At 42.7% G+C, this 26799-nt stretch carries 17 protein-coding genes and 2 pseudogenes; 15 read left to right on the forward strand and 4 right to left on the reverse strand.

Going from position 1 to position 26799, the window contains the following annotated elements; translation table 11 throughout:
- The 5 genes and pseudogenes from AC4HAL_RS01815 to AC4HAL_RS01835 all read left to right on the forward strand — a co-directional run.
- Positions 1-116: pseudogene (locus AC4HAL_RS01815) on the forward strand (IS30 family transposase); the annotation flags it as partial.
- 63 nt (positions 117-179) lie between these two features.
- Positions 180-371, forward strand: coding sequence for a hypothetical protein (locus AC4HAL_RS01820; RefSeq protein ID WP_491092703.1), 192 nt, complete (start codon positions 180-182; stop codon positions 369-371).
- A 24-nt stretch (positions 372-395) separates the two neighbouring features.
- Positions 396-638: a hypothetical protein gene (locus AC4HAL_RS01825; protein WP_491092705.1), complete on the forward strand. Its 243-nt coding sequence runs from the start codon at positions 396-398 to the stop codon at positions 636-638.
- A complete protein-coding gene (locus AC4HAL_RS01830; RefSeq protein ID WP_491092706.1) occupies positions 619-789 on the forward strand; it encodes a ClpB D2-like domain containing protein in 171 nt (56 codons plus the stop codon). Before AC4HAL_RS01825 ends, AC4HAL_RS01830 begins: the two co-directional genes overlap by 20 nt.
- 383 nt (positions 790-1172) lie before the next feature.
- On the forward strand, positions 1173-2834 hold the full coding sequence (locus AC4HAL_RS01835) for a CHAP domain-containing protein (protein WP_491092707.1): 1662 nt from the start codon (positions 1173-1175) through the stop codon (positions 2832-2834).
- 484 nt (positions 2835-3318) lie between these two features.
- On the opposite strand, the gene tyrS is transcribed toward AC4HAL_RS01835, so the two are convergent.
- Positions 3319-4575 (reverse strand): tyrosine--tRNA ligase, encoded by a 1257-nt coding sequence (gene tyrS / locus AC4HAL_RS01840; protein ID WP_491092708.1) that lies wholly within the window; start codon positions 4573-4575, stop codon positions 3319-3321.
- Between the two features lie 103 nt (positions 4576-4678).
- Here tyrS and pbp1b point away from each other — a divergent pair, with 103 nt between their 5' ends.
- The 10 genes and pseudogenes from pbp1b to tnpA all read left to right on the forward strand — a co-directional run bounded on the left by pbp1b (position 4679) and on the right by tnpA (position 22785).
- Positions 4679-7078, forward strand: a complete 2400-nt coding sequence (gene pbp1b, locus AC4HAL_RS01845; protein ID WP_491092709.1) for a penicillin-binding protein PBP1B — start codon at positions 4679-4681, stop codon at positions 7076-7078.
- A gap of 319 nt (positions 7079-7397) precedes the next feature.
- Positions 7398-10991, forward strand: coding sequence for a DNA-directed RNA polymerase subunit beta (gene rpoB / locus AC4HAL_RS01850; protein WP_491092710.1), 3594 nt, complete (start codon positions 7398-7400; stop codon positions 10989-10991).
- A 155-nt stretch (positions 10992-11146) separates the two neighbouring features.
- The gene (gene rpoC / locus AC4HAL_RS01855) at positions 11147-14785 is read left to right on the forward strand and encodes a DNA-directed RNA polymerase subunit beta' (protein WP_491092711.1); all 3639 of its coding nucleotides are present in this window, start codon (positions 11147-11149) and stop codon (positions 14783-14785) included.
- 710 nt (positions 14786-15495) lie between these two features.
- Positions 15496-17163 carry a peptide ABC transporter substrate-binding protein gene (locus AC4HAL_RS01860; RefSeq protein WP_491092712.1) on the forward strand — a complete coding sequence of 556 codons (1668 nt, stop codon included), beginning with the start codon at positions 15496-15498 and terminating at the stop codon, positions 17161-17163.
- A gap of 245 nt (positions 17164-17408) precedes the next feature.
- Positions 17409-18323, forward strand: coding sequence for an ABC transporter permease (locus AC4HAL_RS01865; protein ID WP_491092714.1), 915 nt, complete (start codon positions 17409-17411; stop codon positions 18321-18323).
- Positions 18324-18335: 12 nt separating this feature from the next.
- Entirely contained in the window at positions 18336-19367 is a 1032-nt protein-coding gene (locus AC4HAL_RS01870; RefSeq protein WP_491092716.1) for an ABC transporter permease, read from the forward strand.
- A 10-nt stretch (positions 19368-19377) separates the two neighbouring features.
- Positions 19378-20427 (forward strand): ABC transporter ATP-binding protein, encoded by a 1050-nt coding sequence (locus AC4HAL_RS01875; protein ID WP_491092717.1) that lies wholly within the window; start codon positions 19378-19380, stop codon positions 20425-20427.
- On the forward strand, positions 20424-21347 hold the full coding sequence (locus AC4HAL_RS01880) for an ABC transporter ATP-binding protein (protein WP_491092719.1): 924 nt from the start codon (positions 20424-20426) through the stop codon (positions 21345-21347). Before AC4HAL_RS01875 ends, AC4HAL_RS01880 begins: the two co-directional genes overlap by 4 nt.
- Positions 21348-21568: 221 nt before the next feature.
- Positions 21569-21937, forward strand: coding sequence for a DUF1033 family protein (locus AC4HAL_RS01885; protein WP_491092720.1), 369 nt, complete (start codon positions 21569-21571; stop codon positions 21935-21937).
- Positions 21938-22308: 371 nt separating this feature from the next.
- A pseudogene (gene tnpA, locus AC4HAL_RS01890) lies at positions 22309-22785 on the forward strand (IS200/IS605 family transposase).
- A 126-nt stretch (positions 22786-22911) separates the two neighbouring features.
- On the opposite strand, the gene AC4HAL_RS01895 reads toward tnpA, so the two are convergent.
- The 3 genes from AC4HAL_RS01895 to AC4HAL_RS01905 all read right to left on the reverse strand — a co-directional run bounded on the left by AC4HAL_RS01895 (position 22912) and on the right by AC4HAL_RS01905 (position 26330).
- The gene (locus tag AC4HAL_RS01895; RefSeq protein WP_491092721.1) at positions 22912-23958 is read right to left on the reverse strand and encodes an ArsR/SmtB family transcription factor; all 1047 of its coding nucleotides are present in this window, start codon (positions 23956-23958) and stop codon (positions 22912-22914) included.
- 93 nt (positions 23959-24051) lie between these two features.
- Positions 24052-24984, reverse strand: a complete 933-nt coding sequence (locus AC4HAL_RS01900; protein ID WP_491092722.1) for an alpha/beta fold hydrolase — start codon at positions 24982-24984, stop codon at positions 24052-24054.
- Positions 24985-25073: 89 nt separating this feature from the next.
- The gene (locus AC4HAL_RS01905) at positions 25074-26330 is read right to left on the reverse strand and encodes an MFS transporter (RefSeq protein ID WP_491092723.1); all 1257 of its coding nucleotides are present in this window, start codon (positions 26328-26330) and stop codon (positions 25074-25076) included.
- Positions 26331-26799 lie beyond the last annotated feature (469 nt).

Here is a 26799-nt window from a genome sequence, read left to right on the forward strand (position 1 = left end):
AAACCATTTTATCAGCTATAGCTGATAGGAGAAACAAGATTCCTAGAAAATCTCTAAATTATCAAACACCTTATCATGTTTTTCTGAGTCAGGTGAAACTGTCCAACTTAATTTGACAATTTAAGCTTATTATTCGCTGGTTCTTGCCAGGGCAGGCTAAGGATAATGATTTCACTAGGATGTTAGGATTAGCTTTTATGCCGCTGCTATTCCTTTTAGCGATTTATTTTACCCTGTCATTAGTAAGTGAAAGTATCGAAGGCTATTATCTCAAAAAATATTTAGAAGACTATCGTAAATTATCGGGTTATTCTATTGAAGAGTGGTATGGTCCAAAGTCGAAAAAATACAAAGAATCGCTGACAAAATGAAATTAAAGAATTGGTTTTACAGAGTTGGCAGCTCGAGACTATCAGTATATTCATGAGAATGTTCAATCGGCTGTTAAAGATTATTTCCAACCAGAGTTCTTAAATCGTATTGATGAAACAGTTGTTTTTAGGCCCTTGGATGATGATAATATTTTAGAGATCACGCGACTATTGCTGCAGCGGGAACAAATTATACTAGCACAACAAGTAATTGAAGCTGACTTTGACGAAAAAGTTGCAGTTTATATTGCAAAGGCATGTTTTTGATCCTATCAACAGTGCTCGTCCAATCAAACGAGGGATTGCCCGTCTGATTGAGGATAAGCTATCTCAACTTTTGATTTATCAAGAAATTACAAAAGGTGATCATATCCTGATTACAGAAAACAATCAAGAAATTAAAATTATCAGATATTAATTTTTGGACGGACGGATAGCCGCCAGATAAAGCAGTTAATCAAAGCTTTCAGATATAAAACAGTTCGCCTGTGTTCCAAGTTTCTATATGGGTGGACCTTCGTTTTAAAAGAACCAAGAACCAGAAATATAGTAACTTTGAGTCCAATCAATTGACAAAAGACTGCCCAATGGCATAAAATCGTTTATATACCAGTGAAAAGAGTCGCTTTTTAAAAGCGCAGCTCTTCTTACAGACTTAGTATTTTATTACAGGAGTGCCCACTCCTACTAAAAGCTTCAAGAAAAAGATTACTTCGCTTGTCTTCAAGGACACAGTTTTACTCTCTTATTTTTTCTTGACGCCCTTAGTATCCTATAAAGAAAGGAAAGTGATAATCACTTATGAAACTCCCCAAATGGCTATCCTTGGCTATGCTGGTGACCTTTTCAGGTTCTTATTTAGCACCGAGCTTAGCTCTAGCACAAACAAATGACGGCCTTTTACCATCCAGCGAGGCTCCTTCACAACAGACTCAAGAGTCTTCCAAATCCCAAGAAGACAATGATCATAATGGTATTCCCGACCATGAGGAAGACAAGAACCACAACGGTGTTCCCGATGACGAAGAGGATGCCAACAAAAATGGGATCCCTGATGATTTAGATGCTAAGGAGGAACAGTCCTCATCAAGTTCTGAGGCTAGTTCTAGCCAAGAGACGGGCACTGATCAGGGTCAGTCTCAAGCTTCTTCGAGTCCGCAAAGCTCTCAAAGCAGTTCGACGACTGAACCTAGCTCAGATGCATCTGATGATCAGCCTAAAACTGAAGGTTCTGCTTCACCAACCGGTGAAGAGGAGGCGAAGGCCCATACTTCAGGTTCTAAGGAAAACGATATTCCCACCAAGGAAGAGCCTAAAACTAACTTAGGCAAAAATTCAGCTGAAAGTAAAAAGCAAGTCATTCTAAATTCTTTTCAAGTAGATCTCAAGCTTCCGTCAAACTCAGCTAGTAACACAAGGCAGCCAAGTCAAGCTGATCGTTGGTTTGGCCCTGTTGATAATACGCCGACAACACCGCCAAGTTATACGGCCTACGTAGAACACTGGTCAGGCGACTCTGCCTATACCCACAATCTTCTGTCCCATCGCTACGGGATTACGGCTGAACAGTTAGATGGTTATTTGAATTCTCTGGGAGTTTCCTACAATCACGATCGGATTAATGGTAGACTTTTGCTGCAATGGCAAAATGACAGTGGCCTAGATGTGCGCGCGATTATCGCTATTGCCATGGCAGAGAGCTCGCTGGGAACAGCTGGTGTCGCTACTATTCAAGGCTCCAACATGTTTGGCTATGGCGCTTTTGATGCCAATCCTGATAATGCGGCTAACTTTTCTGATGATAAGGCCATTACTAAAATGACAGCTGAGACCATCATTCAAAATAAAAATTGGACCTTTAAGATTCAGGACGATAAGGCCAAGAAGAATGCCATGGGTCAGCTTAACCCTATTGCAGATGGGGGCGTTTATTTCACCGATACCTCGGGAACGGGCAAGCGCCGGGCGCAAATCATGCAAGATATTGATACTTGGATTGACCAGCATGGTGGCACACCGCCTATCCCAGAGGATCTTAAGCACTTAAATGGTACTAGTGCCATGGCTGTCCCTAGTGGTTATCAGATTTCGCATCCAATGAGTACAGACAGCTATATAGCAGCTTCTTACCCTTGGGGGCAATGTACATGGTATGTTTATAACCGTGCCAAAGAACTGGGTTACAACTACGATGCTTATATGGGCAATGGCGGTGATTGGCAGCATAAAGCCGGCTATGAAGTGGTTCATACGCCCAAAGTTGGTTATGCGGTATCCTTTGCGCCAGGACAAGCCGGTGCTGATCCTAGCTATGGCCATGTCGCTATTGTCGAAGAAGTTAAAGCTGATGGGTCCATTCTTATCTCAGAATCCAACGCCCTTGGTTTAGGAGTCGTTTCTTACCGCACCTTCTCTGCAGCCCAAGCCTCAACCCTCACCTATGTCATTGGTCATAAAAGCTAAGATACTAAGACCGTAAAATATGAGATTTTAAGAAGGTGACGCTGTGTGCTTGCACACAAGGAAGCATACTTAAATCCTGAGTTTCTAGCTTCTTACCTAACAAAAATATAAGAAAAATCCCTTTGCTCTGAAGGGATTTTCGTGTATAAAAGAGACACTTTATTAACCGATGAATAACTTATCTTAACATCAAACAGGGAACAAGTTTTGTCAGCTCTTAGTTTACCCTATAAGAGGCTTTTTGTACTTCGTATAAAGGGTGTCCTAAGCTCAATATGCGAAGACTAATGGCTTGGTTGCTGATTAGGAATTTTATTTCTTGTTTTTAGCGTAAACTTTTGACAGTTCCTTTTGACTGTTAAAGGGGGGAACTATAGGCCGTTAACTTTGTCGATCTCAAATCTTAATCAACTGTGTAGGGGTGAGGCAAGGAAATTAAGACCTCGTCTACTAATTTTTATTATCCCCCTCTTCCTTAGCTTACTTAATAAGTTAATACAAAGTATTTTTTCTTACCACGACGAATGACTGTTAATTCGTTATCAATCTTATCTGCCGCAGATAGAGTATAATCGAGGTCTTGAATACGCTCACCATTAATATAAATAGCGCCATTTTGCACATCTTCGCGAGCTTGGCGTTTAGAGTTAACTATTTGAGCAGTTACAAGAATGTCAACAATATTAAGGCTGTCGCTTTTTTGGATAGCATAGTTAGGGACGTTGCTCAACCCTTGTTTTAGCTCAATTGCAGATAGATTTTTGATATTACCTGCAAAAAGTTGTTCGGTAATTTTTAGAGCTTCTTGATAGGCTTCCTGGCCGTGAACAAGTGTGACCACTTCACGTGCAAGGATTTTTTGTGCTAAACGTTCATGGCGGGCAGCATCAAATTGTTTTTCGATTTCGGCGATTTCATCCAAAGATAGGAAGGTGAAAATTTTCAAAAAACGTACAGCATCGTCATCCATGACATTAAGCCAGAATTGGTACATTTCATAAGGAGATGTTTTGTCAGCGTCTAGCCAAACAGCATTGCCCTCTGATTTTCCGAATTTTTTACCAGTGGAATCAGTAATGAGCGGAACAGTGATGACATGGGCGGTCTTGTCAGCTTTACGACGAATGAGTTCGGTACCGGCAGTCATATTCCCCCATTGGTCAGACCCGCCAATTTGCAAAGTGACATTGTATTTTTGGTTTAGCTCATAGAAATCATAACCTTGCATGATTTGATAAGCAAACTCTGTGTAAGAGATACCGGTTTCGATTCGTTTTTTTACAGATTCCTTACTCATCATGGTATTGACGGTGAAATATTTTCCAACGTCGCGCAGGAAATCGATGAAACTGATAGAACCAAACCAATCATAGTTGTTGACCATAACGGCCTTGTTATCGCCATTATCAAAATCAAGAAAACGAGATAACTGGTTTTGAATCTTTTTAACCCATCCTTGAACGGTTTCTTTCGTTTGTAGATTTCGTTCAGCGTCCTTAAAGGAAGGATCGCCAATCAATCCTGTCGCTCCGCCGACTAAAGCATACGGTTTATGACCAGCTAGTTGTAGGCGACGGGATGTTAAAATAGCCACTAAATGCCCCAAATGCAGGCTGTCAGCTGTTGGATCGTAACCAGTGTAATAAGAAACTGTCCCCTCTTCAAGAGCCTTTTTTAAACTGTCTTCGTCGGTGGTCTGAAAAATTAAACCGCGTTCTTTTAATTCATCAAAAATTGTCATAGTATCTCTCCAGTGATTTATAGTACTAAGGCTCATTATACCAAAAACTCTGAAGCTCATGCAAGTTGACCTTGGTTTTGGTATAATGGCTTAGAGGTAGATTATGGTTGAATTCTTCAAGAAGCTTTGGCAAGATTTAGTTGCCTTTTTTAAAAGGTCGGCATCAGGGACTCCAAAACATTTAAAATCCAAGAATAAGCTGGGCAAAGGGCAGAAAAATAGTGATTCTGATTCGGAATTCGAACTGTCAGGGGCAGATAGAGTTTCTGTTGTGCTCAGCAGTTTAAAGATGGTATCGGATTTCTTTTACATTGTCGTTTTGCTTGTTTTTATGCTTGTTTCTGGATTAGGTGTAGGTTATCTAGCCAGCCAAATTGATAGCGTTAAAGTTCCTGATCGAGCGACCCTTGTCATGCAGGTGCGTTCGATTAGTCTAGTGTCCACTTTGGCCTATGCTAATGGACACGATATTGCGGAAGTGGATACAGACTTGCAGCGCAGCCCTGTAAAGGGGGAAGATATCGGTAGTAATATCAAACAGGCAGTTATTGCAACTGAGGATGAAAATTTCAAATCTCATCACGGTGTTGTCCCAAAAGCGGTATTTCGTGCTCTCGTTTCCTCGGTGTTAGGCGTTGGTTCTAATAGTGGCGGTTCTACCTTAACTCAGCAGTTGGTCAAACAGCAAGTAGTTGGTGATGACCCTACTTTTAAACGTAAAGCACGCGAAATTATTTATTCATTAGCCTTGGAACGCTATATGACAAAAGATACAATCCTAACCTCTTATTTAAATGTATCCCCTTTTGGTCGTAATAATAAGGGGGAGAATATTGCCGGTGTAGAAGAGGCTGCTAAGGGGATTTTTGGAGTATCGTCAAAGGCATTAACAGTTCCGCAGGCAGCTTATATCGCGGGATTGCCCCAAAGTCCGATTACTTACTCTCCCTATGCTGCAGATGGACGTTTAAAAGATCAGGAAAGTTTGGCTTATGGCCTGAAACGTCAGCAAGCGGTCCTCTATAATATGTATCGAGCAGGTTATTTGAGCAAAAGAGATTATCGCTGCCATAGACAATACAATATTCAACAAGATTTCATAGCTTCTGAAGAATCCAGTAGTGTTAGTCATGATTATCTCTACTATGCGGTTATGGAGGAAGCTCAACAGCATATGTATGACTATCTGATTAAGCGGGATGAAGTTTCTCAATTTGACTTGAAGAATGATGAAACTGTGGCCAATTATCAACAATTGGCTTTAGAAGCTTTACAGACAGGAGGGTACAGGGTTACAACAACTATCAATGAAAATATCTATAAAGCTATGCAAGAATCCGCACAAAATTCCGGAGGCCAATTGGATGCTGGCAACAGCAGCAGAGTAGACGTTGGTAATGTTTTGATGGATAATAAAACTGGAGGGATTCTCGGTTTTGTTGGTGGCCGCGATTATAAGGTTAATCAAAATAACCATGCGCTAGACACAAAGCGTTCTCCTGGTTCTAGTATCAAGCCTATTATTGCTTATGGCATTGCTCTTGATCAGGGGATGCTGGGGTCAGCCTCTATCTTGTCTAATTATCCAGCGACTTTTTCGGGTGGAACAAAGATCATGCATGGCAATGATGAGGGGACTGGGGCTGTTAGTCTTCAGGAAGCTCTAGATACTTCTTGGAATATTCCAGCCTACTGGACCTATCGCATGTTACAAGAACAAGGTGTTGACGTTGAAGCTTATATGACTAAAATGGGGTATCAGATTGATCATTACGATATTGAAAGCTTGCCATTGGGTGGAGGTATTGAGACAACGGTCCTGCAACAGACCAATGCTTATCAAACCTTAGCTAATGAGGGTATATATCAAAAAGGTTATATGGTTCAGTCCATTACTGATAATAAGGGTCGAAAGATCTATGAGCATGCCGAGAATCCTATTCCTGTTTATGGTAAGGAAGCGGCTAGTATTATGACTGATTTGCTTAAGGGACCAATTGCATCGGGCAAAACAACTAAATTTAAAGACCATCTAACATCAATAAATGCGGGACTGGCTTCCAATATTGACTGGATTGGTAAAACTGGAACAACCGATAATTACAGTGACGTTTGGCTCATGTTATCTACCCCAACGGTTACCTTAGGTGGCTGGGCGGGTTATGATAATAACGCCTCAATGAGTTCTAATACGGGCTATGAAAATAATGCACAATATATGGCGAATTTAGTCAATGCTATTGATGCTGCTGATTCTTCTGTTTTTGGAGGTGGACAGAAATTCTCACTGGCTTCCAATGTTATTAAATCGACAGTGCTTAAGTCAACAGGTTTGAAACCGGCAACGGTCTCTCATAATGGTAACAGCATCAATTTATCTGGTGAAACAACTACTAGTAATTGGGCTAAGAATGGCGCTGGTGATACAACATACAGCTTCATGGTCGGTGGTAGTGACAGTGATGATGAGGCAGCTTGGAAGACAGTAACAGGGCAGCAATAAACTTGCTTAATGGTACAAAATAGGTTATAATATAAGCAACTATTTGTCGTCTTACTTGGTTGAAATATTGTCCAATCAAGAGATACAGCAGTTAAATCAAACTTTTTCAGTCAGATTTAGCTGCTCTTTTTGTGCCTAATTTCAGGGATTTTTGTATTTGTAATAAAAAAATAAAAATTCTAAAAATTACGGGTGCAAAAGGTGTACCGAGACAAATAAACTGTTAATCGACCTCGACCTAAGTTCTGTTTGCTGATGAGGCTAACCTTGCTCCAACAGACGAATGGTCTTTGTATCTTACTATAAAGGAGATAGAAACGTGGCAGGACATGACGTTCAGTACGGGAAACACCGCACCCGTCGCAGTTTTTCTAGAATCAAGGAAGTTCTTGATTTACCCAATTTGATTGAAATCCAAACGGATTCATTCCAAGAGTTTTTGGACAATGGTTTGAAAGAAGTATTTGAGGATGTACTTCCAATCTCTAACTTCACAGATACCATGGAACTGGAATTTGTAGGTTATGAGCTGAAAGAACCTAAGTATTCGCTTGAAGAAGCGCGTATTCACGATGCGTCTTACTCAGCACCGATCTTTGTGACTTTTCGTTTGATCAATAAGGAAACCGGTGAAATCAAAACTCAGGAAGTTTTCTTTGGTGATTTTCCAATTATGACGGAAATGGGTACCTTTATTATCAATGGTGGTGAACGCATTATCGTATCGCAATTGGTACGTTCTCCGGGAGTTTACTTTAACGACAAAGTTGATAAGAATGGCAAAGTTGGCTATGGTTCAACGGTTATCCCCAACCGCGGCGCTTGGTTGGAGTTGGAAACAGATTCGAAAGATATTGCCTACACTCGTATTGATCGTACGCGTAAGATTCCATTTACGACTTTAGTGCGTGCCCTTGGTTTTTCAGGTGATGATGAAATTCTTGATATTTTTGGTGACAGCGAATTGGTTCGCAATACTATTGAAAAGGATATCCATAAGAATCCAGCAGATGCGCGTACAGATGAAGCTCTCAAAGAAATATACGAGCGCTTGCGCCCAGGAGAGCCAAAAACTGCTGACAGCTCGCGTAGTCTGTTGATGGCCCGTTTCTTCGATCCGCGTCGTTATGATCTGGCAGCTGTTGGTCGTTACAAGATCAATAAGAAACTCAGTGTTAAAACACGTCTCCTGAATCAAGTCCTTGCCGAAAATTTGGTAGATAATGAAACGGGTGAAATTCTTGTTGAAGCTGGTACTGAAATGACACGTGATGTCATTAATTCAATCTCAGAACAAATCGATAAGGGCTTGAATAGCTTCATGTACACACCAAATGATTATGCGGTAGTGACAGAACCTGTTGTCTTGCAAAAGTTTAAGGTCGTATCACCGATTGATGCTGACCGTGTTGTGACAATTGTTGGGAATGCCAATCCAGACGACAAGGTCCGTGCCCTTACGCCGGCAGATATTTTGGCGGAAATGTCTTACTTCCTCAACTTGGCTGAGGGGCTAGGTAAGGTAGATGATATTGACCACTTGGGTAATCGTCGTATCCGTGCGGTAGGTGAACTTTTGGCTAACCAGTTCCGTATTGGTTTGACTCGTATGGAACGTAATGTGCGTGAACGTATGTCCGTTCAAGATAACGACGTTCTGACACCGCAACAAATCATCAATATTCGTCCTGTGACAGCAGCGGTTAAAGAGTTCTTTGGATCATCTCAGCTATCTCAATTTATGGATCAACACAATCCATTGTCAGAGCTGTCTCACAAACGTCGTTTGTCAGCCTTGGGACCTGGTGGTTTAACCCGTGACCGTGCTGGATATGAAGTGCGTGACGTGCACTACACCCACTACGGTCGTATGTGTCCGATTGAAACTCCTGAAGGACCAAATATTGGTTTGATCAATAACTTGTCTTCATACGGACATCTGAACAAGTATGGATTCATCCAAACGCCCTATCGTAAGGTTGATCGCGCAACTGGTAAGGTCACTAATGAGATTGTCTGGCTGACTGCGGATGAAGAAGATGAATATACTGTTGCTCAGGCCAATTCAAAACTTAATGAAGATGGTAGCTTTGCGCAAGAAATTGTTATGGGTCGTCATCAAGGTAACAACCAAGAGTTCCCTGCAAGCTCTGTCGATTTTGTCGATGTATCTCCTAAACAGGTCGTTGCGGTTGCGACAGCATGTATTCCATTCTTGGAAAACGATGACTCCAACCGTGCCCTTATGGGGGCTAACATGCAGCGTCAGGCTGTGCCATTGATTGATCCTAAGGCACCATTTGTTGGTACAGGGATGGAGTATCAAGCAGCCCATGACTCAGGTGCTGCTGTGGTAGCTAAGCATGACGGCCGCGTCACCTTCTCGGATGCTGAGAAAGTTGAAGTGCGCCGCGAAGATGGTTCACTTGATGTTTACCATATTACCAAATTCCGTCGTTCAAACTCTGGTACAGCTTATAACCAACGTACCTTGGTTAAGGTTGGTGACCAAGTTGAAAAAGGGGACTTCATTGCAGATGGTCCTTCTATGGAAAAAGGAGAAATGGCTCTCGGACGTAATCCTATTGTTGCTTACATGACATGGGAAGGTTACAACTTCGAGGATGCCGTCATCATGTCTGAACGCCTAGTCAAAGAAGATGTTTATACGTCTGTTCACTTGGAAGAGTTCGAGTCAGAAACACGTGATACAAAATTAGGCCCTGAAGAGATTACCCGTGAGATTCCGAACGTCGGCGAAGATGCTCTTAAGGATCTCGATGAAATGGGGATTATCCGCATCGGTGCCGAGGTTAAAGAAGGCGACATCTTGGTTGGTAAGGTAACACCTAAGGGGGAAAAAGACCTTTCGGCTGAGGAACGACTCCTCCACGCTATCTTTGGTGATAAATCACGCGAAGTGCGTGATACATCACTTCGTGTGCCGCACGGTGGTGATGGCATCGTGCGTGATGTCAAGATCTTTACACGTGCAAATGGTGATGAGCTGCAATCAGGTGTTAATATGCTGGTTCGTGTTTACATCGCCCAAAAACGTAAGATTAAGGTTGGAGATAAGATGGCTGGCCGTCACGGGAACAAGGGTGTCGTTTCGCGCATCGTTCCTGTTGAAGATATGCCCTATCTTCCAGATGGAACTCCGGTTGATATCATGCTGAACCCGCTCGGGGTACCATCACGTATGAATATCGGACAAGTCATGGAGCTCCACCTTGGTATGGCAGCTCGCAACTTGGGGATCCACATTGCGACACCAGTCTTTGACGGAGCATCTTCTGAGGATCTCTGGGAAACTGTGGAAGAAGCTGGTATGGCTAGTGATGCCAAGACAGTTCTCTATGACGGCCGTACAGGTGAGCCGTTTGACAACCGCGTTTCTGTTGGTGTCATGTACATGATCAAGCTTCACCATATGGTCGATGATAAACTTCATGCTCGTTCTACTGGTCCTTATTCACTTGTTACGCAGCAGCCACTTGGAGGTAAAGCTCAGTTTGGTGGACAACGTTTCGGAGAGATGGAAGTTTGGGCCCTTGAAGCTTATGGTGCATCAAATGTCCTTCAAGAAATCTTGACTTACAAGTCAGATGATGTTACAGGTCGTTTGAAAGCCTATGAAGCAATTACCAAGGGCAAACCTATTCCAAAACCAGGAGTTCCAGAGTCCTTCCGTGTCTTGGTCAAGGAATTACAATCGCTTGGTCTGGATATGCGTGTCTTGGATGAGGATAACCAAGAAGTTGAACTTCGTGATCTTGATGAAGGTGAGGATGACGATGTGATGCACGTTGATGACTTAGAAAAAGCTCGTCAAAGACAAGCAGCCGAAGCAGCTCGTGCAGCTCAAGAGGCCCAAGAGACTGCTGAGGCGCAGGAAGCTAATCAGGATTGAGCAGGGGCAAAGAGCAGTTAATTAAAAGGCTAATTCAGCTACTGCTTATTCATTAAAGCATAAAATAATTGGGAGTTTGGGACTAGTTGTCTTAAACTCATCGTGTCAGCATCTAAAAGACTGTTGACATTACTTGCAATAGAAAGGTAATACTAGTGGTTGACGTAAATCGTTTTAAAAGTATGCAAATCACTTTAGCTTCGCCTAGTAAGGTCCGTTCTTGGTCTTACGGTGAGGTTAAGAAACCTGAAACTATCAACTACCGCACGCTCAAACCAGAACGTGAAGGTCTCTTTGATGAAGTTATCTTCGGACCAACTAAAGACTGGGAGTGTGCCTGTGGTAAATACAAGCGTATCCGTTATAAAGGTATTGTCTGTGACCGCTGCGGAGTTGAGGTGACCCGCGCCAAAGTTCGTCGTGAACGCATGGGACACATTGAGTTAAAAGCTCCTGTGTCACACATCTGGTACTTCAAAGGGATTCCATCACGCATGGGTTTAACCCTTGACATGAGCCCGCGTGCTTTGGAAGAAGTCATCTATTTCGCGGCCTATGTGGTTATCGATCCCAAGGATACACCGCTGGAACCCAAATCTATCTTGACCGAACGCGAATATCGCGAAAAACTGCAAGAATATGGTTACGGTTCATTCGTCGCTAAAATGGGGGCTGAGGCCGTCCAAGACCTTTTGAAACAGGTAGATTTAGAGGCTGAAATTGCTGAACTCAAGGAAGAATTAAAGACAGCTTCTGGTCAAAAACGTATCAAGGCTATCCGCCGTTTGGATGTCTTGGATGCTTTTTATAAATCTGGTAATAAGCCAGAGTGGATGGTGCTTAACATTCTGCCGGTTATCCCACCGGATTTACGGCCGATGGTACAGCTGGATGGCGGCCGTTTTGCAGCTTCTGACTTAAATGATCTTTATCGCCGTGTTATCAACCGTAACAATCGTTTGGCTCGTCTACTTGAATTGAATGCACCTGGTATCATTGTTCAAAATGAAAAACGGATGCTTCAGGAAGCCGTTGATGCTCTTATCGATAATGGCCGCCGAGGACGTCCAATTACTGGGCCAGGTAGCCGTCCATTGAAATCTCTCAGTCATATGCTTAAAGGTAAGCAGGGCCGCTTCCGTCAAAACCTGCTTGGTAAGCGTGTCGATTTCTCTGGTCGTTCAGTTATCGCTGTGGGGCCAACCCTCAAGATGTACCAGTGTGGTGTGCCACGTGAAATGGCAATTGAGCTCTTTAAGCCTTTTGTTATGCGTGAAATCGTTAATCGTGAGTACGCTGGTAATGTCAAGGCCGCTAAACGTATGGTCGAGCGTGGAGATGAGCGCATTTGGGATATTTTGGAAGAAGTCATTAAAGAACACCCTGTTCTTCTTAACCGGGCACCTACTCTTCACCGCCTTGGTATCCAAGCCTTTGAACCTGTGCTTATTGACGGTAAAGCATTGCGCCTTCACCCGTTGGCCTGTGAAGCCTACAATGCCGACTTTGATGGGGACCAAATGGCTATCCATGTACCCCTATCAGAGGAAGCACAGGCTGAAGCACGTCTCTTGATGCTGGCAGCTGAACACATCTTGAACCCTAAAGATGGTAAGCCAGTCGTAACTCCATCCCAAGATATGGTGCTAGGTAATTATTACTTGACGATGGAAGATGCTGGTCGTGAAGGCGAAGGTATGGTCTTTAAGGATAGGGATGAAGCGATCATGGCTTACCGCAATGGATATGCGCATCTTCATACGCGCGTAGGGATTGCAACGGATAGCATGCCAGAAAAACCTTGGACCGAAAATCAAAAACACAAGGTCATGGTCACTACTGTCGGTAAGATTCTCTTTAATGACATCATGCCAGCAGAGCTTCCTTATCTGCAAGAACCAACCAATGCTAACTTGACAGACAGAACACCAGATAAATACTTCTTGGAATTGGGAGCTGATATCAAACCGGCTATCGAAGCCCTTGAGCTCAACGAACCTTTCAAGAAAAAACACTTAGGTAATATTATCGCTGAGACTTTCAAACGTTTGCGGACAACAGAGACTTCAGCCTTTCTTGACCGTTTGAAAGACCTTGGTTACTATCACTCAACCCTGTCTGGATTGACGGTCGGTATTGCTGATATCCCTGTTATAAATAATAAGCAGGAAATTATTGCGGCTGCCCACAGCAAGGTTGAACAGATCAATAAGGCTTTCCGTCGCGGTTTAATGACGGATGATGATCGCTATACAGCTGTTACTAATACTTGGCGTGAAGCTAAGGAAGAATTGGAAGCTGCCTTGATTGCCAATCAGGATCCTAAGAATCCAATCGTTATGATGATGGACTCGGGAGCGCGTGGTAACATTTCTAATTTCTCTCAATTGGCTGGTATGCGTGGGTTGATGGCAGCTCCAAATGGACAGATTATGGAATTGCCTATCTTGTCTAATTTCCGTGAAGGACTCTCAGTTCTGGAAATGTTCTTCTCAACCCACGGTGCTCGTAAGGGTATGACCGATACAGCTCTTAAAACAGCTGACTCAGGTTATCTGACTCGCCGTTTGGTTGATGTGGCTCAAGATGTTATTATCCGTGAGGATGACTGTGGAACAGATCGTGGCTTGACGATCACAGCCATCACTGATGGTAAGGAAGTGACTGAAACCTTGGAAGAACGCTTAATTGGCCGTTATACCAAGAAATCAGTTAAGCATCCTGAAACTGGTGCCATTATTGTTAAGCCGGATACTTTGATTACAGAAAACATGGCTGCAGAGATCACTCAGGCTGGTGTTGAAGAAGTAACAATCCGTTCAGTCTTCACATGTAACACACGCCACGGAGTTTGCCGTCATTGCTATGGTATCAACTTAGCAACAGGCGATGCGGTGGAAGTCGGTGAAGCTGTTGGTACGGTTGCCGCTCAATCTATCGGTGAACCTGGGACCCAGCTGACTATGCGTACCTTCCACACCGGTGGTGTTGCATCTAATACCGATATTACTCAAGGTTTGCCACGTATCCAAGAAATCTTTGAAGCTCGCAATCCTAAAGGTGAAGCTGTTATCACTGAAGTTAAGGGTCGCGTCACTGATATTGAGGAAGATGCTGCTACCCGTACCAAGAAGGTCTATGTAGAAGGTAAGACCGGTAAGGACGAATATGTAGTACCATTCACAGCTCGTATGAAAGTTGAAATTGGTGATGAAATTTCCCGCGGGGATGCCCTTACTGAAGGTTCTATCCAACCTAAACATCTCCTAGAAGTGCGTGATACACTTTCTGTTGAGACTTATCTTTTGGCTGAGGTACAAAAGGTTTACCGCAGCCAAGGGGTAGAAATCGGAGATAAGCACATCGAGGTTATGGTTCGCCAAATGCTTCGTAAGGTGCGGGTTATGGATCCAGGTGATACGGATCTGCTGCCAGGAACTTTGATGGATATTGCAGATTTCACTGATGCTAATAGAGATATTGTCATCTCCGGCGGTATTCCTGCAACCAGCCGTCCAGTTCTGATGGGAATTACTAAGGCATCGCTTGAAACTAACTCATTCTTGTCTGCCGCTTCCTTCCAAGAAACTACTCGTGTGCTCACCGATGCTGCTATTCGTGGTAAAAAGGATCATCTTCTTGGTCTTAAGGAAAATGTTATCATTGGTAAGATTATTCCAGCTGGTACAGGGATGGCCCGTTATCGTAATATTGAGCCTCAGGCGGTCAATGAAGTCGAAATTATTGAAGATACGGTAGACCAAACAGAGTCGGAAGTTTCTGTCGTCGAATAAAGAGTAGGATCGATAGTTTAACTGATTCAGCTTTTGGGAGTGAATCAAAACTAAGCCTATGACACCAGAAAGCTTATTACCAACTTGCAGCTGAATGATGATAAGCAGTACCCAGAGAAGTGGGACTCAAGCAGTAGGAGGCTGGGCAAAAGCTCATCCAATCTTCCTGTTTTTGAATAAGCTCTTGGCGGAGTGGTTCATTGGTGCTAAAGCACCTAATGAACTGTGCAGGAGTAGGGCTTCTTGGCATAGCCAGCAAGTCCTACTCCTAACCACTGCGTCAATCTGGTAAAACTAGAATATGCTAGAGAGTCTGAATTTTTATCTCAGACTCTTTTTCTATGGGATGAATTGCAATAATAAGTGCAACTTTTTTACTTTTTCTATTAATTGATACTAGCGATTAGATGAACTATCACTCTTGCATGGCTTTTATCATCAGATAAAATTTTGGGAGTCCTATCAAAAGAGTTTTGAAAGGACAGACCGTTTTACTAAAGGTATTTCATACCGTCAAGCTATTGAAATATTGAAGCTGATAAGAAACAGAAACACAATATTTACTTTCTCTTAATAAACTGCTATAATTGTTGGCGTTATAACCCTTTAAAGGATCTGGAATACTCTCTTATGATTGAGTTTCCCCTATTTTTGGGCAAGATAAGGTAAGGACTCAGATTTTTCTGCTTGATAGAATTAGAAAGACTCTTATGGTAATAATTAAACGAAAATTTCGAAAAAAACTTCGTAAAAATGCTAAGTGGTTTGTCCTAGCTGGCTTAATTTGTGCCGGAGTTGGTGCTGTGCATTACCATTTTACTCAAAAGTCTAATACTGAGAACGACATTAACTGGTATACACCGACTGAGATGATCACTCTTGATGCTTCCAAGAACACAGACCAGTTTTCGGCCATGGCGATTGGAAATTCAGGCAGCAATCTGTTGAGGGTTGATAAGAAAGGTAATCTAAAACCAGATTTGGCTAAAAAAGTTGATGTTTCTAAAGATGGAAAGATCTATACTGCAACCTTGCGCGACCATCTCAAGTGGTCAGATGGCAGTGTTTTGACTGCCAAGGATATTGTTTATTCTTGGCAGCGAATGGTGGATCCTAAAACAGCGTCAGAATATTCTAACCTGACTGTCGACGGGCATCTGTTAAATGCTGAAGAGATTATTGCCGGTAAGAAGCCTGTGTCTGATTTGGGGGTTCGGGCGGAAGGCAATAAGGTCATTTTTACCTTATCTCGTCCGGCACCGCAGTTTAAAAATCTTTTGTCTTTTTCAAATTTCATTCCTCAAAAGGAAGCCTTTGTCAAGAAATCTGGCGATAAGTATGGGACGAATGCTAAATATGCCATGTACTCTGGTCCCTATAAAGTCATCGATTGGAATGGGACCAACGGCAGCTATAAGCTAGTTAAAAATAAGTATTATTGGGATGCTAGGCATGTCAAGACTCAGGTTGTTAATGTGCAAACCATCAAGAAACCTGATACAGCTGTACAAATGTACAAACAGGGTGATATAGACTGGGCTAATATTTCTGCAACCTCTGCCATGTACAATGCTAATAAGTACCGTAAAGATGTGATTAAGGTACCAGAGGCGACAACTACCTATATGGTTTATAATCAAACAGGAAAAATACCTAGCTTGACGAATACAAAAATCCGCCAGGCCCTCAATTTAGCAACCAATCGTCCTGGCATTGTTAAGGCGGCTATTGATACAGGTTCAGCACCAGCAAGGGCTTTTGTGCCAGCCGATATGCAAAAATTATCCAATGGTAAGGATTTAACAGACTATGTTGCACCGGGTTACACTTACGATCCGAAGAGAGCTGCTCAGCTCTTTAAAGAGGGATTGACTGAAGAAGGTCTGACGTCCTTGACGTTAACAATAACAGCTGATTCAGATCAGCCTGTTGCTAAAGCTACGGTTGATTATACCAAGGAAATTTGGGAGAAGGCCTTGCCCGGTCTGACTGTTGAGGAAAAATTTGTGCCCTTTAAACAGCGTCTTGACGATACGAAAAAACAAAATTTTGAGGTGGCTCTAGTTCTATGGGGAGGCGACTATCCAGAAGGCTCCACTTTCTATGGTCTGTTTACTACTGATTCGGCCTATAACTATGGTAAATTCTCCAGTCCAACTTATGATGCTGCTTATCAAAAGGCCCTGACAACAGATGCTCTTGATCCATCTGCGATTGCCGATGACTATAAGGCGGCTGAGAAAGCGTTGTACGATGAGGCACTTTACAATCCTATTTACTTCCGCTCAAACAGGGCTCTCCAAAACCCTAAATTAAAGGGTTTGGTGCGCAATGCAACAGGACTTTACACCGACTTCACTTATGCTTATAAGGAGTAGTCATGCTAGGCAAGGCAGAGTCAGAAAACCGTGCTGGCTTTCACGGTGACTCTGAAGGCTAACGCCTAAAAGAATTTTTATCCAATCAACTTTTTCCTTTGGAGTCTTGTTGGTTACTGTGCCTTCAGTGAAACAGCCTTAACATTTGAAAATAGAGTAATTTGGTGCTGGCTCTTAGAAGCTAGGCTAAAAAATTGGGAAAGTTCATTTTTCGCAGTCTCCCAGCTGTAAAGGAAACGATAATTATGGTGAAATATTTATTAAAACGTCTTGTGATTTTAGTGGTTACCCTCTGGGTGGTGGTTACCCTTTCATTTTTTCTGATGCAGATTTTGCCAGGGACACCTTATAATAATCCCAAGTTGACCGATGAGATGATTGCCTTGATGAATAAACAGTATGGATTGGATAAACCAGTGTGGCAGCAGTACCTCACTTACTTGTGGAACATTCTGCATGGTGATTTAGGAACAAGTTATGCTTCTGTCAATCAGTCGGTTTCTACCTTGATTAGTCAGCGTTTAGCCGTTTCAGCCCAGCTGGGTGTTCAGGCTCTAGTAGTTGGTATCATCGCAGGATTGTTTGTTGGGGCTGTTTCTGCTCGCAATAAAAACAACTGGGTTGATGGTGTGCTAAGTATCTTATCTACCCTTGGTATTTCGGTGCCATCTTTTATTATCGGCCTACTCTTGCTGGATTATCTGGGGTTTAAGTGGAATTTATTGCCCTTGGTTGGCTGGGGAAGCTTTGGTCAGTCTATTTTACCGACTCTTGCTCTAGCTACTCCTGTCTTTGCGCAGGTAACGCGTTTCTTTCGCAGCGAGGTGATTGAAACGCTCAATACCGATTACATCCAATTGGCACGTGCCAAGGGACTAACAGCATCGGAAGTAACTGGACAACACGCCTATCGCAATTCTATGATTCCGGTTTTAACCTTGATTGGGCCATTGGCAGCCAATATTTTGACGGGCTCGGCTCTAATTGAGCAGATATTTTCTATTCCTGGTATTGGTCAGCAGTTTGTTAGCTCGATTCCGACTAAGGACTATCCTGTTATTATGGGAACGACTATTGTTTACGCTTTGATGCTGATGGTAGCTATTCTGGTAACTGATATTATCATCAGTATTGTCGATCCTCGTGTGCGTTTGCAGTAAGGGAGAAGACTTATGGAAGATACAAAAACATTTAAATTGGTGGGGGTCGGCAGTAGAGACTCGCAGGAAAAAATTCAGAAGCCTAGTCTCTCGTTTATACAGGACGCTTGGCGGCGTTTAAAAAAGAATAAATTAGCCTTTGTGGCTCTTTGGTTTTTGGTTGCGATGATGGCCTTGGCTCTGATTTCAACAGTCTTTGTCAGTCGGGAAGATGCTAATAATTTTAACAGTGACAAGGTGACAACTTACCGCAATCTCCCTCCCAAAATCAGTGAGCAGCTACCCTTTTGGAACGGCACTATCAAGTATTCTGGTGTGGCTAAAAAGATAGATGTATATAAGGAACAAAAGGTACCTAGAGGTAGGAAGTTTATCCTTGGAACAGATAATTTGGGACGTAGTGTTGCTAAACGGGTCATTGTGGGGGTCAGAATTTCCCTCTTGATTGCTATTGTTGCCACTTTGATTGATCTTTTGATTGGTGTCAGTTATGGTTTGATTTCTGGTTTTGTCGGCGGTCGAACTGATACGATTATGCAGCGGATTATTGAGGTAATTTCTTCGATTCCCAATCTGGTTATTGTGACTATGCTAGGCTTGCTCTTGGGGAATGGAGTGACAGCTATTATTATCTCGATCGCTATTGTGGGTTGGACAGCTATGGCTCGTCAAGTTCGTAATATGACTTTGTCTTATAAGGAAAGAGACTTTGTTCTAGCGTCACGGACCTTGGGTGAAAGCAGTCTGCGTATTGCTTTTAAGCATATTTTGCCTAATATTTCTGGTATTATTATTGTTCAGATTATGATGACAGTACCTAGCGCCATCATGTATGAGGCAGTCTTATCAGCTATCAATTTAGGTGTAAAACCGCCGACGGCTTCCCTAGGTTCTTTGATTACCGACGCCCAAGAATACTTACAATATTATCCTTATCAGTTGGTTATTCCAGCTATGGCTTTGGTTCTTATCTCCCTTGCTTTTATCCTTTTAGGAGATGGCTTGCGGGATGCCCTTGACCCTAAGTCAAATACGGAAGAATAGGGGGAAACTCATGACAAAAGAAAAAATTTTAAGCGTGAAGAATCTCCATGTTCATTTTCATACCTATGCTGGGGATGTTAAGGCTATTCGGGATGTTAATTTTGAGCTTTATAAAGGGGAAACCCTTGCGATTGTGGGGGAATCCGGTTCTGGTAAATCTGTAACGACTCGTACCCTTATGGGCTTATCTGCCAAAAATGCTGAAATTAGTGGGGACATTCAATTTAAGGGAGTCAATCTCAACGATTTAAGTGAAAAAGATTGGGTTGGCATCCGTGGTAATGATATTGCTATGATTTTCCAAGATCCTATGACCAGCCTTGATCCTACCATGAAAATCTGGAAGCAAATTGCTGAACCTAGGCTAATTCATGATGAGGATTTAGAGTATGATGAGGCCTTTGAGCAGGCTGTCGATTTGATGGAGAAAGTCGGTATTCCGAATGCACGTGATCATGCCAATGATTATCCACATCAGTGGTCTGGAGGTATGCGTCAGCGGGCAGTTATTGCTATTGCCTTAGCTGCTAATCCTGAAATTCTCATTGCTGATGAACCAACAACAGCTCTTGATGTCACCATTCAAGCACAAATTCTGAATCTGATGAAGGACATTCAGAAACAAACACAAAGCTCTATCATCTTTATCACCCATGATTTAGGGGTTGTAGCTGGTATGGCCGATCGGGTGGCTGTGATGTATGCTGGTAAAATTGTCGAGTATGGCACGGTGGATGAGGTCTTCTATCATCCGCAGCACCCTTATACTTGGGGATTATTGGGTTCAATGCCAACTATCGGTACAGAATCTGGCAGTTTGCAAGCGATTCCGGGGACTCCGCCTGATTTACTTAATCCTCCCAAGGGGGATGCCTTTGCTTCGCGCAATGTTTTCGCCCTTGATATCGATCATGAGGTAGAGCCGCCCATGTTTCAAGTATCCGATACGCATTTTGCTGCAAGTTGGCTTTTGGATGAAAGGGCACCATCGGTTACGCCACCTGAATTTATTCAAAAGCGTTGGAGACACTGGCAGGCTTTAGAAGGGAGACGAAAATGACTCAAGAAATGAAAAAATTGGTAGAAGTCAAAAATGTTTCTCTTATCTTTAACAAGGGTAAATCCAATCAAGTCAAGGCTATCAATGATGTCAGCTTTGATATTTATGAAGGCGAAGTTTTTGGTCTGGTAGGAGAATCCGGCTCGGGAAAGACGACTATTGGTCGCTCTATCCTTAAACTTTACGATATTGACAGCGGTACTATTGCGTTTAGGGGGCAGCCCGTCAGCACGCTAAGAGGAAAGGAACTGCATGATTTTCGTAAGGATACTCAGATGATTTTTCAGGATCCCCAAGCCAGTCTGAATAGTCGGATGACCATTCGCGATATTATTGCAGAAGGCCTTGATATACATAGACTAACGACTACTAAAGAGGAGCGCCAGACTAGGGTAGAGGAGCTGATTGAACTAGTTGGTCTGAGTAAAGATCACTTATCACGCTACCCGCATGAATTTTCTGGTGGGCAGCGTCAGCGGATTGGGATTGCTCGGGCTTTAGCCGTTAATCCTAAGTTTATTGTAGCTGATGAGCCTATATCAGCTTTAGATGTTTCCATTCAGGCGCAGGTTGTTAATCTTATGCAAACTCTACAGCACGATCACGGTCTCACCTATCTCTTCATTGCCCACGATCTATCAATGGTTAAGTATATCTCTGATCGTATCGGCGTGATGCACTGGGGCAAGCTTTTGGAGGTTGGTCCAGCTGATGAGGTCTACAATAACCCTATCCACCCTTATACTCAGTCTCTTTTGTCAGCCATCCCTGAGCCTGATCCGGAAAAGGAACGGATGCGTGTACCGCAAGTTTATAATCCTAGTGCGAAAGAAGATGGACAGCCGCGTCAGATGTATGAAATCACGCCTAATCATTTTGTTTATGCTACAAAAGAAGAAGCAGAAGCTTATCAGAAATAGGCTGAGGCAGAAAAAAAGAACACATTTCTTTTCCACTCTCAGGTAAAGTAACCCTTGTGTAGCAGTGTTGGCCTCTCTCATCTCTTCTTCACATCTTAATTTTTGAAGGAAGATGCTGAGGTGAGCAGTTGTTCTAAAACATTATTTTGATATTTCCAAGCAAAATTTTTTAAATTATTAAATTTTTCCTATATAATACTTGATAAGTTAGGAAAAGGACTATGTATCAGATAATTAAAATGTACGGGGATATGGAGCCTTGGTGGTTCCTTGAAGGATGGAAAGATGATGTTGTTGAGGTGCAAGAGTTTGACAGTTACTACGATGCCCTCAAATGTTATAAGCAAGAGTGGTTTGCACTTTTCGAGCGCTACCCTAGTTTCAATAGTAAAAGCAGTGTTATGACAGCTTTTTGGAATAGTCAGGATCAGCGCTGGTGCGAAGAGTGTGCTGAATTTTTACAGCAGTATTATTCATTGGCTCTGTTAAAGGATTGGGAAGCTATCCCCAAGGATTGGTATCGCCCAGGATATAATCGCAGTAATGATAACCCTATTCCGCCTAGTTGTCCAGTTAAGATTGCTTTATAGAAACGATAGGCTCTTTGTCAACTGTAGTGGGCGACTTATAACGAACATCTAGAGAAGCCCAGATTGGTCTTCTCTTTTTGAGTATGATGGGCATGTCGCACATCTGAGGTGTAAGTCCTCCGTGGTCACCCGCTATCGGTGAACCCCATAGCGACTCCCAAGCCTAACTATCGTAAGGAAGCGGAGAAAGGAAGGAATAGCGAAATCCTGGCTCTGCAAACAGAAACGTGATATCAAGGTGTTTATAGCGTAGCGGATGGGGAGGCAAATAAACCACCCGCTATGCGAGTGCGCAACGGTTATACCAAAAAAACTCCAAACGCGTTACAATAGAGGTGTTCGAGCCAATTGTAAAGCGAAAAGAGAAAAATATGGCACATAGTTTATCGCACACAAAGTGGATGTGTAATACCACATTGTGTTCATTCCCAAGTATAGACGAAAAGTAATCATCAATATCGCAACAGTTTAGGTGAGATATTTCACCGATTATGTCGCTATAAGGGTGTTGAGATTATTGAAGGGCATTTAATGCCTGATCATGTTCATATGTTAGTCAGTATTCCGCCTAGAATTAGCGTTTCAAGTTTCATGGGGTATTTAAAAGGTAAGAGTTCTCTGATGATGTTTGACAAACACGCCAATCTCAAATATAAATTTGGGAATCGCCATTTTTGGGCAGAAGGCTACTATGTCAGTACAGTTGGACTTAATGAAGCCACCATAAAGAAGTATATTTAGGAACAAAAAAACCATGACATAGCCCTTGATTCTTGAGTGTGAAAGAATGCGAAGATCCCTTTAGGATAGTAGCAAGTAATACGAATGCCTCTTTAAGAGGCTGGTGACGAGTCAAGAGCAATGAGGCTTGAACAAAGTGAAAGCCAGCGTCTTTAGGCGCTGGCTGGTATTTTGGGCTTATGGCCCTTGTTCAAACCACCCGTTTGACGGGTGGTTTATTTGGTTTCTCACAATTAGAGGCCAAAATCTTCTTTCAAGCGTTCCAAAAGAAGTTTCATCGTCGCCTTGTTAAGTCTATACTTGGTTGTTCCCTTTTTATCTGCTTTAATCAGGAGCAACTGGGCATTGATTAGTTTTTGCGTATGGAAGGAAACATTAGCTGCGGTGATACCCAATTTCTCAGCAATTTCTTTACTCTTCAAATCACCCTTGAGCAACTCTAGGAGAACCCGATAGCGATTTTCGTCCCCTAGAGTTCTAAGGGTCAAGGCCATATTCTCATCAGATAGGTGCCGCTCAGTTTCTACAAGCAGGCCAACTCTGGGATAAATGTAAGAATATATCGGTTTGTCAGGTTTTTGCTCATCAAAGGTAAGGATAATAAACATGTGCCAAGGTGACATGACAAAGATCTCACAGGTCTCTCTTTGGAGGTTTTCAAGAGACTCTTTAAAATCAATAACCCCTGATCCCTCAAAGAGTTTTTCTAGATCTAGGTCTTGGGCAAATCGGTCCCGCTCCTCCTCGTACTGTTTCTGAAAGGGTTGATAGAGGGGGATGATGTCCTTGTAAAGAGCAACCAGACCATCGATTAGAGCCCTAGGATGGTGATAGGCCCAGAGCAAGCGCCAACGCCCCTCATCCGAAATTTCCCTATTTTCCAAGACCTCAAGAAGGGCATCTTGGGGCAAGGCGTCCGCTTCTACCTTGACCTCCAGAAAGGTCAGAAAGAGCTTCTGAATGCTTTCATCTGATAAGTTTTGGAAGGCCAGAAGGGCCTCAGCTATATCCTGAGGGTCCTGCCCTTCTTCCAAGAGGTGACGATAAAGGTAGTCCGAAAAGGGGATTACTTCTTTCATCACGAAATAACGGTTGATACGTCCTTCAAACGGTTCCAGTAGTTGCTGAAACTGCATCAGCAAAGCCATGACATCCTTGACTTGCTCCTTTTGCGCAGTTGTCAAATCCTCCAAATGGTTAAATATGTCACTGTCCAATAAACTAGGGAAATACAATTGGTCCATGATAAGACTGCGGTGTTTGTGGTATTGGTAGTTCATAGTCTCTTTCTTTCTGATAGTTTAATCAACCATACGTCCTAGTAACTCGGCCATCATCTAGGTTTTCTCGCAAACTAGGATAAGCGACTGGTATTAAAATGGGGCTTGGGACTTTTTCAGAGACTCGGCAATCTCACAAATCGCCTGTCTGTAGCCCTCAGGATTGTCATGCATCATCGAATGTCCAGCATCCAAGAGGTAAAGTTTCTTATCAGGCGCCTTGGTCTGTTCAAAATAGGCCACCGCTAACTCAAAAGGTGTAGCGTCCCAATCCTGATTACCAAGAACATAATAAATCGGCATCTGGTAGGTGCTCCCAAGCTGATATAGGTCAAAGTATTCCAGAGATCGTATCAAGTCTCTGGTCGTGGAAGAAAATAGGCCTGTCACAAAACTCAAAAGGTCTTTTAAGCCTAAGCCTTTAATAATAGGTGACTTGAAAAGCAGCTTAAGCAAGGCAAAAAAACTATTGTCACTTGCTTTCCTTGAATAGGAGCTGTATTTCCCGCTGAGTTGCCTGACCCTCAGTATCTGTTTTTCGTCCAGAGGCAGGCTAGGATAAGCTCCGATTTTCTCTAGTCTTTTTCTATCCCTAAGATTACCAGATTTTTCAATCTTTTGCCTCAATTTAGCATGAATTAGCCTTTCTCCTTCTACAAAATTGATAGACTGGGCACAACCGATATAACATAAGATATCCTGAGGATGATCTAGGACAAAAAGGCTACCTAAGATGCTACCAAAGGAATGTCCGATAAGGCCAATCTTATCCTTCTGGTAGACTCGCTTCAGATAGGCGATTAACCCCTTTAGATCTGCTTTGAGCAAATCTAAGCTAATCTTGGTCTTACTATCCTTGTGGTGGGACCTTCCTGCCCCCCTCTGGTCGTAGTAGACAATCGTATAATTTCGCTCCTCATGATAGGCAAAGGGACTTTTTTGGGAGTCCCAGGCTCCCAAGGATAAAAATAAAGACCGGATTCTCTGGTTCAGATCTGTAATGGAGAAGGTAATGATTACTGCCATTGATTTGGACATATTCTTCAATGAATGTGTGCGATTGTTTCATCTGCCAAGTCCTTTCTAATTGCTACTATAATTTCTTTTTTTAAGAGTTAGTGAGATAGGCGGCCAGTTTTCATCCCTAAGGCATAAGCCACAAGACCTAAGGAAAGCAAGAGGAAGAGCCAGGAGATCTGATCAGCACTGAGAACTAGGACAAGTCCTGACATTAAGAGTTGGAAAAAGGCGATCCCTGCCATAAAATAGGTGCTCATCCCGCTAGTTATCAAGGCTAATTTATCCTCTGGCAGGCTGTTGAAAATTATGGCATTAAACTTGGGATTGACTGCCCCAGATACTATCCCTTCAGCAAAGAGGGTACAGAGCATAAGATAAGCATTATGAAGTAAGAAGCCTACGTACAACGGAACTAAAAGCATGGTAGCTAGACGGGTAATAGTCATCAAATTGACCTCTTTAAAGACTGACATTACAAGGATATTGCCTAGAATACTACCCAGTGCTAGAGCAATAGTAACAGCTGCTAGGGTAGTTGCTGAATTAAAAATCACAAAGTTTTTATCATCGTTCATCATCAAAACCAAGAGCAAGGATAGGGTACCTGCTATACCGTTGATGGCAGGTATGATAATCATATTCACCTTAACCTCAGGGATTTTAAACATCTCCTCGATGACCAACTTAATGGAGGCCTTGAAATCTTTGATAAAGTTGACCTGTTCTTGGGATTGATGAGTCGTTTGGATAGGATTAGCTGCAAGAAGTTTATTGAGTTTTGGACGGACCATGAGCATGATGACCGCTGTCAAAGCAAAGGTGCCTGCATTAACAAGGGCCAATTGACTATGATGCATGAAGGAAATCAACACCGCACCAGCCCCATTAAAAACCATTTGGCAAGTGGTCTTTAAGGCCTGACTAAAGCCCATCGCTGCTTCGCGGTCCTCATTTGATACTACGCGCAGGCTGACTGGCGCATAGAGGCCATTTTCATATTGTCCAGCTAAGTCAGAAAAGAGGTTGACCACAATGGCCACCATCACAATCCAAAGGGCTGGACTGAAGGCCATGCTGAAGCCTACGATCAGATAGAGTAGCGCACGGAAGACCTGAGTAGCAATGATGGTTTTGACCTTATTAGGCGTGCGGTCAGCTACATAGCCCAAGACTAGCTGTGAAAAAATAGGAATAATCTCTGACAGACCTATGAGGGAGAGGGCAAAATTGGCATCTGGCAAGAGGAGAACGTAGTTCATCAGGGCTAGGTAATACAGGATATCTCCAAAGTTGGATAGGAGATCACTAGCAAGCATAGTAAGGTATAGTTTGTTAGAGAGAATCGTTTTCATAGCTGCTCCTTTAAGAATGACTAAATTTAAAATTAAGCAATTACTTTATTTAAAGTTTAACAAACACCGAAAATTAAATCAAGGTAAAATATAAAATTTAGCAATTGTTATATTTTTTGTATAACAAATCGGAACAGCAGTAAGTCCATAACCCTATAGACCAGAAATCCTAGTATATTATAGGCATTTAGTTTTAGAACAGCAGTCTGATTGGTCACTTATCCTTATGAGGACTTGGAAATTGCCCCTTAGCATTCCTATTTAATAGACTATCACGTTAAGAACTGGAGAAAGTCACAAAATAGTGCCGCTGGTCTCCGTCGTAGTCAATGAGAGTGAGACTCAATTGGTAAAACGTCATGAAATGGCGATTCCGATTTTAAGGAGGCAGATTTTGGCAGTCTAACTCCAGACTGCCCAAGGCCACTGGAGCATGTCAATCCCACTCCCTGTGCAATTGTCTAGTCCA

This window comes from Streptococcus sp. ELY_125 (assembly GCF_058314535.1).

Bases quoted from the DNA above. Each gene is read 5' to 3' on its own strand.
- pbp1b (WP_491092709.1), top strand. From the start codon at position 4,679: ATGGTTGAATTCTTCAAGAAGCTTTGGCAAGATTTAGTTGCCTTTTTT.
- AC4HAL_RS01875 (WP_491092717.1), top strand. From the start codon at position 19,378: ATGACAAAAGAAAAAATTTTAAGCGTGAAGAATCTCCATGTTCATTTT.
- AC4HAL_RS01900 (WP_491092722.1), bottom strand. From the start codon at position 24,984: ATGGCAGTAATCATTACCTTCTCCATTACAGATCTGAACCAGAGAATC.
- AC4HAL_RS01905 (WP_491092723.1), bottom strand. From the start codon at position 26,330: ATGAAAACGATTCTCTCTAACAAACTATACCTTACTATGCTTGCTAGT.
- AC4HAL_RS01835 (WP_491092707.1), top strand. From the start codon at position 1,173: ATGAAACTCCCCAAATGGCTATCCTTGGCTATGCTGGTGACCTTTTCA.
- AC4HAL_RS01860 (WP_491092712.1), top strand. From the start codon at position 15,496: ATGGTAATAATTAAACGAAAATTTCGAAAAAAACTTCGTAAAAATGCT.
- AC4HAL_RS01870 (WP_491092716.1), top strand. From the start codon at position 18,336: ATGGAAGATACAAAAACATTTAAATTGGTGGGGGTCGGCAGTAGAGAC.
- AC4HAL_RS01895 (WP_491092721.1), bottom strand. From the start codon at position 23,958: ATGAACTACCAATACCACAAACACCGCAGTCTTATCATGGACCAATTG.
- AC4HAL_RS01820 (WP_491092703.1), top strand. From the start codon at position 180: ATGTTAGGATTAGCTTTTATGCCGCTGCTATTCCTTTTAGCGATTTAT.
- tyrS (WP_491092708.1), bottom strand. From the start codon at position 4,575: ATGACAATTTTTGATGAATTAAAAGAACGCGGTTTAATTTTTCAGACC.
- AC4HAL_RS01885 (WP_491092720.1), top strand. From the start codon at position 21,569: ATGTATCAGATAATTAAAATGTACGGGGATATGGAGCCTTGGTGGTTC.
- AC4HAL_RS01880 (WP_491092719.1), top strand. From the start codon at position 20,424: ATGACTCAAGAAATGAAAAAATTGGTAGAAGTCAAAAATGTTTCTCTT.
- AC4HAL_RS01865 (WP_491092714.1), top strand. From the start codon at position 17,409: ATGGTGAAATATTTATTAAAACGTCTTGTGATTTTAGTGGTTACCCTC.